Raw genomic sequence first — 13,147 nt, forward strand, 5'->3', positions numbered from 1 at the left:
TCTCGCATCTCGCATCTCGCAAGCATAAAAAAACGCACAACCTAAGTCATGCGTTTTATATTTAAGCCTTTGATTTATCAATCACTTCGTTAGTGCATGACCTCTTCTTTAGCACCAACATAGATGAAATCCAATTCGTCTTTTTTCAGGGATACTTTAACCGTACCGCCATCAACCAAGCTACCGAACAGTAACTCGTTAGCAAGTGGTTTCTTAAGCTTCTCTTGAATAACACGTCCCATTGGACGAGCACCCATGGTCTTGTCATAGCCTTTATCAGCTAACCAGTGACGAGCATCCTCAGAAACCTCTAAAGACACGCCACGAGCGTCCAGTTGAACCTGAAGCTCGACAATGAACTTATCAACTACTTGGCTAATCACACTTGGGTCAAGGCTGTTGAACCAAATGATATTATCAAGACGGTTACGGAACTCAGGAGTAAATACCTTCTTGATTTCGCCCATCGCATCTGGCGCATGATCTTGTTGGATCAGGCCGATCGATTTCTTCTCGGTTTCAGCCACACCTGCGTTGGTCGTCATCACTAGAATCACATTACGGAAGTCCGCTTTGCGACCATTGTTGTCAGTTAGCGTGCCGTTATCCATTACCTGCAGTAGCAAGTTAAAGATATCTGGGTGAGCTTTCTCGATTTCATCCAGTAACACAACAGAGTGCGGGTTCTTGATTACGGCATCCGTTAGCAAACCACCTTGGTCGTAACCAACATAACCAGGAGGCGCACCAATCAAGCGGCTCACTGAGTGTCGCTCACCGTACTCAGACATATCAAAGCGCAGAAGCTCAATACCCATCAACTTAGACAGCTGAACAGTCACCTCTGTTTTACCGACACCAGTAGGACCAGCAAACAAGAATGAACCAACAGGTTTATTGTCTGCACCCAATCCAGCACGGGTCAGCTTAATCGCTTCACTCAATACATCGATTGCAGGGTCTTGTCCGAATACCAACATTTTCATGCGCTCATCCAGTTTCTGGAGTGTATCTTTGTCTGAAGACGATACTGACTTTTCAGGAATACGCGCCATTTTCGCAACCATTGACTCAATATCAGCCACGCTTACCGTTTTCTTACGACGGCTTGCAGGTGCCAAACGACTACGAGCGCCCGCTTCATCGATTACGTCAATGGCCTTATCAGGAAGGTGGCGTTCATTAATGTATTTAGCTGACAGTTCCACAGCGGCACGCAACGCTTTGTTGGTGTAGCGCACTTCGTGGTGAGCTTCGTATTTTGGCTTCAAGCCAATCAGGATCTTGGTCGTATCGTCTAGCGATGGTTCAATAATATCTATTTTCTGGAAGCGACGAGCTAAAGCACGCTCCTTCTCAAAAATACTGCTGTACTCTTGGTACGTTGTTGAACCGATGCAACGTAATTTGCCACTGCTTAGTAGTGGTTTAATTAAGTTTGCCGCATCAACCTGACCACCCGATGCAGCCCCGGCACCGATAATGGTGTGGATCTCATCGATGAACAGAATCGCGTCTTCTTCTTTCTCCAGTTGCTTAAGAATCGCTTTAAAACGTTTCTCAAAGTCACCACGATATTTGGTTCCGGCTAACAGTGAACCGATATCTAGAGAATAAATTACGCTGCTCTGAATGATTTCAGGCACTTGTCCTTCAACGATGCGCCATGCAAGACCTTCCGCGATGGCAGTTTTACCTACCCCCGCTTCACCCACTAACAGAGGGTTGTTCTTACGACGACGACACAGAACTTGGATAGTGCGTTCTAGCTCTTTGTCACGACCGATTAGTGGGTCAATATTGCCCTGCTTTGCGACTTCGTTAAGGTTAGTAGCAAAATTTTCTAAACGGTCTTCAGAGTTAGCTTCTTCAGCATTTTCTGCACCACCAAATGAATCGGATGATGAAGGACTGTCGCCTTCGTTGCTCGCTTTGGTAATACCGTGTGAGATGAAGTTAACAATATCTAAGCGACTAATGTCGTTTTTCTTAAGAAGATATGCCGCGTGAGATTCTTGCTCACTAAAAATAGCCACAAGTACGTTAGCACCTGTTACTTCGCTGCGACCTGAAGATTGAACATGAAAAACAGCGCGTTGAAGTACTCGTTGGAAGCTCAACGTAGGCTGAGTTTCGCGAGTTTCGTCGCTTTCAGGGATAAGTGGGGTCGTTTGATCGATAAAAATATCGAGCTCATTGCGAAGAGCATCGAGATCAGCCTGACAAGCTTGGAGCGCTTCCTTGGCCGCATCATTTTCTAATAATGCTAGTAGGAGGTGTTCGACAGTCATGAATTCATGTCGCTTGTCTCGCGCACGAGCAAATGCACCATTTAAACTCGTCTCTAATTCTTTATTTAGCATAAGTACCTCCTAAGGGAACAACAGTGTTGTTCGAGCAATTTATACTTGCTCCATTGTACATAGTAGCGGATGCTCATTTTCCTTTGAGTACATCGTGACCTGCGCTACCTTTGTTTCCGCTATTTCAGCACTGTATGTGCCGCATATAGCTTTACCTTCATAATGAACCTTGAGCATCACTTCCGTTGCTTTTTCGATATCTAGTGAGAAGAATCGCTCTAGGATCTCGATTACAAAGTCCATGGGCGTGTAGTCATCGTTATTCAACACAACGTTATACATCGCCGGTGGCTTTACTTTTGTTGCTTCTTTCTCCAGTAAATCTGAGCCTGGAGATGCCCATTCAAAGTTTCTGCTCATATCGCTTTGCTAAGGGTTATTTTTCGGAAGTCGTGAGTGTTTACCTAACTCAAATTTACCACATTCACGCTTTACCGTGTACTAAGAAACTGCACCTAGAAACAGTACCAAAAAATATTCCTCTATACTGAGCCTAATCCACCATTTCCATCGCTGCAAATAAAAGATCTCGATTAACAAGATTAACATATGTGATTGATTAAAAAGACGCCATAACTATTGATACTAACGATAAGATTACCGCTAAGTTACTATTTGGTTAATAGTTTGCGGTTAATCTCGAATGTGATTTGTTATTAAAATTGATCACTTTTATACCAATTTACTATTGACTGTGCTCAATCATTAGCTACATTGGAGCTAAAAGGTTTTTTAATACACTTTTGCAACATGAATTATAATCAGTAACACGCTTCAAAAATTAACAATAAGGAATAATTACGCAGGGTAGCGTTAATTTCCGTAAGCAATGTACGAGATTCAAGCTATTAGCTGAAATTCTTTAGCTGGTAGGAATGATATCAATCGCACTTACAACAATTGATATAACAACGTTAGTAACAAAATGCATGAGGGATGTATAGCATGGCTACAGGTACAGTAAAATGGTTTAACAATGCCAAAGGGTTTGGCTTTATTTGTCCAGAAGGTGAAGACGGCGATATTTTCGCGCACTACTCCACAATACAAATGGAAGGTTATCGAACCTTAAAGGCTGGTCAGCAGGTCGACTATGAAGTAGAAAGTGGACCTAAAGGCTCGCATGCTAGCTCCGTTGTTCCTGTAGAAGGCAGCGCCGCAAAATAGGCGAATGCAAACTCATGTTAACCTCCATCAGTCGTCATTAACGGCTGACAGGTAAACAGAATATTGAAACCGCTCATTTAATACCTGTAACACAGGATTACGTGAGCGGTTTTTTTCGTTTTGGGGGCTCTAAAGTTGCTCACTGGACAATGAGCTCGAAGAGCTACTCCCCTTAAGCTAGGTCTTAAGAAGTATTAGACAGAAAAAAGACGCTTTAACATTATCGTTAAAGCGTCTTTCGTTTTGACTTTATCTATAACTTAGCTATCAGCCTAAGCAACTCGTTAGCAAATCACGTTCATGACTGGCTAACGATGAGTCCAATCACTATGCATCAATAAACGCGTTTAGCGTTGAGCTTGGGCGCATTAGTGTTGAAACCAATGCATCGTCAAGTAGGTAGTAACCACCTAAGTCGCCAGCCACACCTTGAGCGTTGTTCAGCTCTGCAACGATCGCTTCTTCACTTTCAGCCAGTTGACTTGCCACACCTGCAAACTCAGCAGCAAGATCAGCGTCAGCCGTTTGCTCAGCAAGCGCCTTAGCCCAGTATGCCGCTAGATAGTAGTGGCTACCACGGTTATCAAGCTCACCTACTCGACGTGAAGGAGACTTGTTGTTATCAAGGAACTCACCCGTCGCTTTATCAAGCGCATCAGCTAGAACTTGTGCTTTAGCGTTACCTGTTACTACGCTCAGGTGCTCTAGAGATGCCGCTAGTGCCAAGAATTCACCTAGAGAATCCCAACGCAGGTGGTTTTCTTTCTCTACTTGTTGAACATGTTTAGGAGCAGAGCCGCCAGCACCTGTTTCAAACAGACCACCACCGTTCATTAGTGGAACAATCGATAGCATCTTAGCTGATGTACCAAGCTCTAAAATCGGGAACAAGTCAGTTAGGTAATCACGTAATACGTTACCAGTAACCGAAATAGTATCTAGGCCTTCTTTGATACGAACCAGTGAGTATTGAGTCGCTTCAAGTGGAGCAAGGATCTTAATTTCAAGACCATCGGTATCGTATTCAGGAAGGTATGCTTCAACTTTCTTGATAAGCTGAGCATCATGTGCGCGTGACGCATCTAGCCAAAATACCGCTGGAACACCCGATGCACGAGCACGCGTTACCGCAAGCTTAACCCAGTCTTGGATTGGTGCATCTTTAACCTGACACATACGGAAGATATCGCCTTCCTCTACGTCTTGCTCAAGAAGCACAGCGCCTGAAGCGTCAACAACTTGAACCTGACCAGCAGCTTCAAGGATGAAAGTCTTATCATGAGAACCGTACTCTTCCGCTTTTTGAGCCATCAAGCCAACGTTTGGTACGCTACCCATCGTTGTTGGATCGAACGCGCCGTTCTCTTTACAGAAATCAATAACCGCTTGGTAAATGCTCGCGTAGCTACGATCTGGGATCATTGCTTTGGTATCTTTTTGCTTACCTTCTGGATCCCACATTTGACCAGAAGAACGCAGCATTGCAGGCATAGATGCATCCACAATGATATCGCTTGGTACGTGTAGGTTAGTAATGCCACGGTCCGAATCAACCATCGCTAGTGGTGGCTGAGTCTCGTATACCGCTTGCAGGTCAGCTTCGATTGCTTCTTTCTGCTCTTGAGGAAGCGCATCAATCTTCGCGTAGACATCACCGATGCCGTTATTTACATCAACGCCTAGCTCTTCAAACAGCTGACCGTGTTTAGCAAATACGTCTTTGTAGTAAACCTTAACCGCGTGACCAAAGATCACTGGGTCAGATACTTTCATCATCGTCGCTTTCAAGTGAAGAGAAAGCAGTACACCTTGCTCTTTAGCCGATGCGATTTCTTTTTCGAAGAATGCAACCAAAGCGGCCTTATTCATCACTGACGCATCAATGATCTCTTTATCTTGCAGTGCAAAAGCTGGCTTCAATGTTTTCTTCGCACCATCTTTGCCAACGAATTCAATGCTAACTTCTGTAGCACCTTCAATGGTTACTGACTTTTCGCTACCGAAGAAGTCTTTGTCGTCCATACTTGAAACGTGCGACTTAGAATCTGCAGACCAAGCACCCATTGAGTGTGGGTTCTTCTTCGCGTAGTTTTTAACAGAAAGTGGAGCGCGGCGATCCGAGTTACCTTCACGCAATACTGGATTTACTGCACTGCCTTTGATTTTGTCGTAAGTCGCTTTTACTGCTTTCTCTTCGTCAGTGTTTGCTTCTTCTGGGTAATTAGGAAGTGCGTAACCTTTTGACTGTAGCTCTTTGATTGTTGCTTGAAGCTGAGGTACAGATGCAGAGATGTTTGGAAGCTTGATAATGTTTGCTTCTGGTGTCTTAGCCAATTCACCTAGTTCTGCTAATGCATCACCAATACGTTGCTCTTCGTTCAAATAGTCAGGGAAGTTGGCAATAATACGCCCTGCAAGTGAAATGTCGCGAGTATCAACGTTAATACCAGAAGAAGCTGTAAAAGATTGAATGATAGGCAGCAGAGAGTATGTTGCTAGCGCCGGAGCTTCGTCTGTAATGGTATAGATGATCGTTGGTTTTTCAGTAGGCATGAAATTTCCCTATAGTTCTTACAAGCTCATTTAAAGTAGTGAGCGTGTTATAAATTGACCAGTAAGCCACTCTAAGAGTGAAAACTGCTTACTCGATAGTCGTACTCTATCTTATTTTTCATACAATCTTGATGACAGCATGAACCAAATCCGTGAGTGCGTTGTTATAATAAAACACGAAGGTATAATTAAACAAATCAGGCTTAAGAGTCCATCAACTTGTTCTATTTTGTGTCTTTTAGGCGCGCAAATGATAGCTCAATTCCGTTTCAGTGAAAACTTTTCAGCACACTTCGTTTACATTTTTGCAAGGTAGTTAACATGTCTACTCGCTCACGCAGCGCATCTCGTTCAGACAAACCGGCTCGTTCTGGTGCAACATTAAAACAAAGCGGTAATAGACAAAGCCGAAGCAGTGATAAGAATAACACTGGCAATTCGCACAACAAATCTCACTCAAGCAAGCACCGATATAAAGGCAAGCCTACCAATGCAAAACCTAAGGTTGCGCTCGAAGATCGCAAAGTCATTTTGTTCAACAAGCCTTTCGATACTCTCAGCCACTTCACTGATGGCGAAGGCAGGAAAACACTCGCCGACTTTATTCCGGTTAAAGATGTTTACGCGGCGGGTCGACTTGATCGCGACAGTGAAGGATTAATGGTCTTGACCAATGATGGCATCTTCCAAGCTAAATTAACTCAACCAAACTCAAAATCGCCAAAGACTTACTGGGTGCAGGTTGAAGGCGCACCTTCTGAGGAAGATTTAGATAAATTGAGAAAAGGCGTGGAGCTAAAAGACGGCATGACACTGCCTGCTCAGGTCGAGATGATGTCTGAACCTGTTGTGTGGGAAAGAACCCCTCCAGTGCGTTTCAGAGCCGCAATACCGACAACATGGTTAGCGATTACTATCATTGAAGGGCGTAACCGTCAGGTGAGACGAATGACAGCAAATATCGGCTTCCCTACCCTGCGACTTATTCGCTATTCAATGGGCAACATGAATGTAGGGCAGCTTCAGCCTGGTGAGTGGAAAGAGATTTAAGTCATAGCAATACAACAAAGCGAGACACTTATTAGTCTCGCTTTTTTTGTACATGAAGATTGGTTACTCTTGATCTATCATCCATTTACGGAATTCTTTGCGCTCTTTTTTAGAAGCTTTTAGATACCAAGCTTTCAATTGCTCGACACTTTGAGCTTCTGTTGACGCAGTTTTCGTTTGAGCTTTAGCTTCATTTTCTACAACCATTCCTGTTGCCACAGGAACTAAAACCACGGCGTCAGCCGGTTTATCAAGTAACACACCATCCTTGAAGTAGATCGCATGACTTTCATTATACTCAACCAACCGGGAGTCTAACCCGCCAAAAGGTGCAAAACCGGGTTTACGCTCAATGACATTCTGTTGATATTTGATTGCCACTTCATCTTGCACAACATTCCATGAAGGATTTCCGCTTTCGAAGACCTTCTCTGCTTCAATATAACTACGCGCTTTTGGGGGCTTAATTTTTACTTCATCACCGGTAACATTAAAGCTCAATATATAAGGCGCTGAAGAGTATACTCCACTATTACCAAATTTTTTATCAAAGCGAACTAGAACTTGGTTAAAGCCTTCATTAATGTGATTCTCACTAATTTTGTTTTCAGCTTGTTGTCCATTAATGAACAAAATTGATACGCCTTTCTGAGGCGTTAGGGTTGCCGCACTTACACTGCCAATAACGCTTGTAAGCAAGCCCAAAGCTAACCATACTTTCTTCATCATATCTCTCTTTCAAATCGAATAAACTACTCTTTATCCTAACAAAAAAGCCACCCTAAGGTGGCTTTTTTTAAGACTCAATTAAGAAGTCAATTAGAATGATGCTTCAACACCAATAGCTAGACCTGAATCAGTTTTGTAAACAACGTTGTCTGAATCGATACCACCCACTTCTGCGTATACTTTAGTGTTTGGTGCGATTGCGTAAGTTGAGTTAACAAACCAACGGTCTTCATCTTTAACGTCTACGTCGTGGTCACCGATTGAGTAACCAGCGTTAAAGCCCCAAAGACCCATAGTGTAACCAGCAGCAAATGCGATTACTGAGTTGTCATCATTATCAGCGTCAGAAGCTACACCGTAATATGCTGTAGATAGGTATACGTTTTCAATACCAGAGTATACTAACTCAGCACCGTAACCTTGGTGATCACCGTTTGCGCTCTCTGCGTTAAGGTTAGCAACAAATGCAGAAACGTCGAAATCAGCGAAACGGTAACCCATACGAGCATCAAAGTATTCTACGTTAGTACCTTCAGCTTCTGCGTTATCAGAACCGTCAACTTTATCTTGAACGTAGCCTAACGTAGCGTAGAGATCACCATTATCGAAATCGTAACGAACAGCTTCGTCAGCACATTCTTTAGTTTCATTGTCTAGAAGAGTAGAGATACCGAACGCTTCATCACCGCCGATACCTAGATCATCAACAGCAGTACATAGGCGACCAAATTTGATAGAACCAAAAGTATTGTGGTATGCCGCTACGTATGTATCGCCGTTTTTAGTATTTTCAGCGTTTGCGTTATCAGAACCGTTAAATTCCCAGTAAGCGCCAACTTTCCAGTCAGCGTTCACCATGTATTTTACATCGAAGCCGAAGTCAGCATCTTCGATTTTTTGCTCCATCGAAGAGCCTTTCTCAAATTCGTTGCTGTACACAACTTCGATATCGCCTTTAAGATCAACAGATACGCCATCTTGGTTGTAAATTTCGATAGCTGCGTTTGCTGAACCTGCTGCAGTCATTACTGCTAGCGCTAATAGAGTCTTTTTCATAATAAATCCACTGCCTTTTCTAAGAATGGGAGATCCTTGCCCGGTTCCCTTTTATTTTTATGACTGGTCATTACCACTCTTTGTTGGTTAATCACCGTCACTAAATTTCGAGGTCTAGATTGCAAAAGATTATCCTGCGTGTCAAATAAACTAAAAACAAACCTAAAAAAACACAAAGCAATCAAAATCAACTACTTACATTTTTTTTCATAGTTTTACGAGCAGCTTATCCTTAGTTTTATTAGGAAATATAATAATCCAAAAAAAGAACAAAACAGCATTTAACACCACAAACAACTTGTAAAAACGCCACATCTCAGGATTTAACACCTACAAGCAAGTCTTTTTTAATATTTATATTTCGCAACATAAATAAAATAGTTAAGTTCCTGATGGTTCAGTTTTTTTTTGTGAACAAGATCTACCTTTGATTCAAAAGCAAGCTATTTCACCGTAAATGTACCGACTAGTGATATGTGCTACTATCCTCGCTCCGTTACGTAGGTCACAGTATGCTAACTACTAAAATTCAAAAATCTATTCGCACCAGTTATCAAAACCTCCAAAATCAGTTGGACAACTTTGTACCTCGACGTGCTCAAAATTACCTTGTTGCAGAAATAGCGAAGACACTTTGTGGTCAATACCACAAAAGTAATCGCATGATTGTTGCAGAAGCGGGAACCGGGATCGGGAAATCACTGGCTTATTTAATGGCAACTATTCCTGTCGCTGTGCTCAATAACCGAAAAATAGTCATATCAACGGCGACGGTTGCGCTACAAGAACAGCTCGTCAATAAAGATCTCCCTCTATATAGAAGACTGACTGATCGAGAGTTTTCTTTCATATTAGCGAAGGGCAGACAGCGTTATTGTTGTTCCGAAAAGCTAGCCGCTGCCTGCGGGGTTGATGGCGGACAAATGGCCATGTTCGAATCTAAGCCAAAGAAGAAGGATATCGACCAACTTCAAACCATGTATCGTAGCCTAACCCAAGGTAAATGGGATGGTGACCGTGATTCGTGGCCAAAACCCATCGACAACATGATTTGGCAGATGATTGTCAGCGATAAGCACAGCTGTAACAACAGTATGCCTACGCATAGAGACTGCCCTTTCCAGAAAGCTCGCTCAGAGCTAGATAAAGCAGACGTGATTATCGCCAATCACAGTTTAGTGATGGCTGATGCAGACTTAGGCGGCGGCGTGATACTGCCTGAACCAGAAAATAGCATCTATATATTCGATGAAGCTCACCATTTACCGCATGTAGCCAGAGATCACTCTTCTGCGGCTGCGAGCTTAAAAGGCGCAGCATCGTGGTTGGAGCGTTTGAATCAATCAATCACTAAGCTTTCAGGCCTCGCTGACGAGAAACGTGTCCATCGATTTCGAAATGAGCTGCAAGACTCAGTGCAACAGCTGATCCCTACCCTGACTCAAATGAGTAAACAGTTTGACGCTAACCACTTTGAAGACGGCTTGTATCGCTTCGAACATGGCGACTTACCAGAGTGGCTTGAGAATGAATCTAAAGATCTCAAGCAGCTCACGCAAAAGGCGAGCCAAGCCGTTGCGAAGATTGCAGACCTAATTGCAGAACGAGTTAAAGACGGCGAGCTTTCAGCAAAACTTGCAGAGCCGGCACTGGCAGAAATTGGCTTCTATATACAAAGAACAGAGAACCTTGCTCAAGTTTGGCGCTTAATGGCTGAACCGAAGAGAGAAAAAGGCGCTCCTTTGGCTCGTTGGCTCGAACTGAATAAAGAAAGCGAAGGCGATTTCGTTGTGAATGTTTCGCCACTAGAGGTAGGTTGGCAACTGGATCAACAAATCTGGAGCCGCTGTGTGGGTGCCGTATTAGTATCTGCGACCATGAGGGCGCTCAACTCTTTCAGCTTTTTTTGTCATCAAGCCGGTATCAGCCAAAAAGCAGAAGATGGCGTACAGTTTTTGGCTTTGGCATCACCGTTTGATTACCAGAATCAAGCTGAGCTGATCGTTCCGGCAATGAAGTACGAACCACAAGCACCTCAGTTTACCGAATATCTTATTGAAATTTTGCCTAAGGTAATAGAAGACAAAAAAGCCAATCTCGTTCTATTCTCTTCTTACTGGCAAATGAACAAAGTTGCAGAGGCTTTAACAACAGATTTCGTTAAAAAGTCGTGGGCATTGCAGGTTCAAGGCGATACTTCACGAACTGAAATTCTAAAAAAACATAAAAAGCTAATAGACCAAGGTAAAACCAGCGTTCTTTTTGGAACTGGCAGCTTTTCTGAAGGTCTTGATCTACCGGGTGAGCTTCTTGAAAACCTCGTTATTACCAAGATTCCTTTTGGTGTTCCTACCTCTCCCGTAGAGCAAGCACATTCAGAATATATTGAATCACGCGGTGGTAACCCTTTTATGCAAATTACTGTTCCAGATGCGAGTAAAAAGCTTATTCAATCTGTGGGTAGACTACTGCGTAAGGAAAGAGATTCTGGTAAAGTCACGATCCTTGATAGACGCATAGTAACGAAGCGATACGGAAAGTCCCTACTCGATTCACTACCGCCTTTTAAAAGAACAATAAAATACTAATATCCCCTGCCCTTGAGGTAGTTATGGGCCTTCATCGCTAGGCCCTTGCATTCACAACCCAACATGACTAATCCATCGGTTTTTCATGTGGCTGCCCTATCAGCCGATAACGAGAACACTAGCTATTTATGGAAATGATTGAGCCAACCATGTTGGTCATACTTGCTCTGGTTGCATTTGCAGCAGGCTTTATTGATGCTGTCGCAGGTGGCGGAGGGATGTTAACCGTTCCAGCTTTGCTATCGCTTGGTTTACCGCCACACATCGCATTGGGTACTAACAAGCTTGCAGCGACTTTCGCTTCATCTACAGCTGCATTCACTTACTACCGTAAAAAGCTGTTCAAGCCTGAGTGTTGGGTCAATGCATTCATATCTACTTTAATAGGTGCGACCATCGGCACACTCACTGTTGATGCCATTAGCACCGAGTGGTTAGAGAAGGTATTGCCGTTAGTCATTCTTGCCGCAGCGGTCTATACCATTTTTCATAAGACTCCAGATGTGAGCCATAATGTGTCTCCTAAGCCATGCCCTGTGCTTAAGAGAAAACAAAAGTACCAAGGATTCATTCTTGGCTTTTATGATGGGGTTGCTGGCCCAGGAACTGGCGCGTTTTGGACGGTAAGCTCTATGGCGCTTTATCGCTTAAACATCTTACTTGCCTCTGGTCTATCCAAAGCCATGAACTTTACCAGTAACTTTACCTCTTTGGTGACCTTCGCGATTCTTGGTCATATTGATTGGGTTCTAGGTTTAACCATGGGCCTTTGTTTGATGGCCGGTGCATTTGTTGGCGCTCACTCTGCTATTCGGTTCGGTGCTACATTTATAAGACCTGTGTTTGTTACAGTTGTAAGCGTACTTGCAATTAAACTGGCATACGAAGCTTGGTTTGTGAACTTATAGGCAGTAGCCAACGGGAAGTGAAATGAATCAATTTTCAAAGCTAAAAAGTGTTATTGATACCTTGATTGGCCATTGCTCGCAGGTTGACAAATCTCGAGGGGCTTATCATCAAGCCTTGTTTGACCGAGCCTTATTTAAATGCGGCGCCTCTGTTTTGCTTCCCTATGCACTTGAAACTCAGGCAACGTACCGCACCATTGTACGTGAACAAACCTCAAATCAACTGACCGCGTCCAGAGCCAACTACCTGACAGAAAAGCTGACCAATCAGATTGCAGCAATCCAAAGAGAGTTAGCCAACCACGATTTACGCTTGGACCGAAAAAGCAAGTCAGGGAAAACCCTGAACGACCTATACAACGAACTCGCCCAGCACCAAGACTGGCAAAAGCGATTGGTCGATTTAGTACGAGTACGAAAGTTAGCGTTTGATTCTGCGCCTCGCCACAGTAAGAAAAAAGCGGAAGAGGCTTGGCAGTTAGCAAAAGAGCGATTAGAACGCTGTGAAGACTCAATGAAAAATATTGAGAGACTGATTAACTTAGAGAACCCTAAGCGAAATGAACACTGATAACACACCATCACCACTGGATAACGCACCAGAAGAAGTTAAGTTAGCTGTCGACCTGATCTATCTGCTCGAAAGCAACGAAATCGATCCAAAAGTCGCGTTAGAAGCAATCAAAATTGTCCAGCAAGATTTACAAGCCAAACTAGCATCTAGCATCTAGCA

11 protein-coding genes are annotated in these 13,147 nt (G+C 43.4%); 6 read left to right on the plus strand and 5 right to left on the minus strand.

Annotated elements, in window-relative coordinates; all coding sequences use genetic code 11:
• Positions 1–89 precede the first annotated feature (89 nt).
• Together clpA and clpS are read right to left on the minus strand one after the other, a co-directional pair.
• Positions 90–2,363 (minus strand): ATP-dependent Clp protease ATP-binding subunit ClpA, encoded by a 2,274-nt coding sequence (clpA, locus tag AB4503_RS06355; protein WP_017062108.1) that lies wholly within the window; start codon positions 2,361–2,363, stop codon positions 90–92.
• A gap of 39 nt (positions 2,364–2,402) precedes the next feature.
• Positions 2,403–2,723, minus strand: coding sequence for an ATP-dependent Clp protease adapter ClpS (gene clpS, locus AB4503_RS06360; protein ID WP_004737430.1), 321 nt, complete (start codon positions 2,721–2,723; stop codon positions 2,403–2,405).
• A gap of 585 nt (positions 2,724–3,308) precedes the next feature.
• On the opposite strand from clpS, the gene cspD reads away from it, so the two are divergent.
• Positions 3,309–3,530 (plus strand): cold shock domain-containing protein CspD, encoded by a 222-nt coding sequence (gene cspD, locus AB4503_RS06365; protein WP_004736548.1) that lies wholly within the window; start codon positions 3,309–3,311, stop codon positions 3,528–3,530.
• Positions 3,531–3,857: 327 nt separating this feature from the next.
• Here the strand turns inward: cspD and AB4503_RS06370 are convergent, their stop codons facing one another.
• Positions 3,858–6,083 (minus strand): NADP-dependent isocitrate dehydrogenase, encoded by a 2,226-nt coding sequence (locus AB4503_RS06370; protein WP_017067848.1) that lies wholly within the window; start codon positions 6,081–6,083, stop codon positions 3,858–3,860.
• A gap of 321 nt (positions 6,084–6,404) precedes the next feature.
• Between AB4503_RS06370 and AB4503_RS06375 the strand changes: the two genes are divergently transcribed.
• The gene (locus AB4503_RS06375; RefSeq protein WP_372114002.1) at positions 6,405–7,133 is read left to right on the plus strand and encodes a pseudouridine synthase; all 729 of its coding nucleotides are present in this window, start codon (positions 6,405–6,407) and stop codon (positions 7,131–7,133) included.
• Positions 7,134–7,196: 63 nt separating this feature from the next.
• Here AB4503_RS06375 and AB4503_RS06380 read toward each other — a convergent pair whose 3' ends face one another.
• Both AB4503_RS06380 and AB4503_RS06385 read right to left on the minus strand, forming a co-directional pair.
• On the minus strand, positions 7,197–7,859 hold the full coding sequence (locus AB4503_RS06380) for a DUF2057 family protein (protein ID WP_372114008.1): 663 nt from the start codon (positions 7,857–7,859) through the stop codon (positions 7,197–7,199).
• A 93-nt stretch (positions 7,860–7,952) separates the two neighbouring features.
• Positions 7,953–8,918 (minus strand): porin, encoded by a 966-nt coding sequence (locus AB4503_RS06385; RefSeq protein ID WP_372114004.1) that lies wholly within the window; start codon positions 8,916–8,918, stop codon positions 7,953–7,955.
• Between the two features lie 512 nt (positions 8,919–9,430).
• On the opposite strand from AB4503_RS06385, the gene dinG reads away from it, so the two are divergent.
• The 4 genes from dinG to rsmS all read left to right on the plus strand — a co-directional run bounded on the left by dinG (position 9,431) and on the right by rsmS (position 13,145).
• Entirely contained in the window at positions 9,431–11,506 is a 2,076-nt protein-coding gene (dinG, locus tag AB4503_RS06390; RefSeq protein ID WP_372114006.1) for an ATP-dependent DNA helicase DinG, read from the plus strand.
• 128 nt (positions 11,507–11,634) lie between these two features.
• Positions 11,635–12,414, plus strand: a complete 780-nt coding sequence (locus AB4503_RS06395) for a TSUP family transporter (RefSeq protein WP_017062114.1) — start codon at positions 11,635–11,637, stop codon at positions 12,412–12,414.
• A 22-nt stretch (positions 12,415–12,436) separates the two neighbouring features.
• Positions 12,437–12,985, plus strand: coding sequence for a primosomal replication protein (locus tag AB4503_RS06400; RefSeq protein WP_017070024.1), 549 nt, complete (start codon positions 12,437–12,439; stop codon positions 12,983–12,985).
• Entirely contained in the window at positions 12,975–13,145 is a 171-nt protein-coding gene (rsmS, locus tag AB4503_RS06405; RefSeq protein WP_017055021.1) for a pleiotropic regulatory protein RsmS, read from the plus strand. The genes AB4503_RS06400 and rsmS overlap by 11 nt, the downstream gene beginning before the upstream one ends.
• Positions 13,146–13,147: the final 2 nt, after the last annotated feature.

This window comes from Vibrio sp. 10N.222.55.B11, from assembly GCF_041473705.1.
GTDB lineage: Bacteria > Pseudomonadota > Gammaproteobacteria > Enterobacterales > Vibrionaceae > Vibrio > Vibrio crassostreae_C.

What these genes read in the sequence shown, in the direction of transcription:
- clpS (WP_004737430.1), bottom strand. Translation starts at nt 2,723, where the DNA reads ATGAGCAGAAACTTTGAATGGGCATCTCCAGGCTCAGATTTACTGGAG.
- AB4503_RS06370 (WP_017067848.1), bottom strand. Translation starts at nt 6,083, where the DNA reads ATGCCTACTGAAAAACCAACGATCATCTATACCATTACAGACGAAGCT.
- AB4503_RS06400 (WP_017070024.1), top strand. Translation starts at nt 12,437, where the DNA reads ATGAATCAATTTTCAAAGCTAAAAAGTGTTATTGATACCTTGATTGGC.
- AB4503_RS06395 (WP_017062114.1), top strand. Translation starts at nt 11,635, where the DNA reads ATGGAAATGATTGAGCCAACCATGTTGGTCATACTTGCTCTGGTTGCA.
- clpA (WP_017062108.1), bottom strand. Translation starts at nt 2,363, where the DNA reads ATGCTAAATAAAGAATTAGAGACGAGTTTAAATGGTGCATTTGCTCGT.
- dinG (WP_372114006.1), top strand. Translation starts at nt 9,431, where the DNA reads ATGCTAACTACTAAAATTCAAAAATCTATTCGCACCAGTTATCAAAAC.
- rsmS (WP_017055021.1), top strand. Translation starts at nt 12,975, where the DNA reads ATGAACACTGATAACACACCATCACCACTGGATAACGCACCAGAAGAA.
- cspD (WP_004736548.1), top strand. Translation starts at nt 3,309, where the DNA reads ATGGCTACAGGTACAGTAAAATGGTTTAACAATGCCAAAGGGTTTGGC.
- AB4503_RS06385 (WP_372114004.1), bottom strand. Translation starts at nt 8,918, where the DNA reads ATGAAAAAGACTCTATTAGCGCTAGCAGTAATGACTGCAGCAGGTTCA.
- AB4503_RS06380 (WP_372114008.1), bottom strand. Translation starts at nt 7,859, where the DNA reads ATGAAGAAAGTATGGTTAGCTTTGGGCTTGCTTACAAGCGTTATTGGC.
- AB4503_RS06375 (WP_372114002.1), top strand. Translation starts at nt 6,405, where the DNA reads ATGTCTACTCGCTCACGCAGCGCATCTCGTTCAGACAAACCGGCTCGT.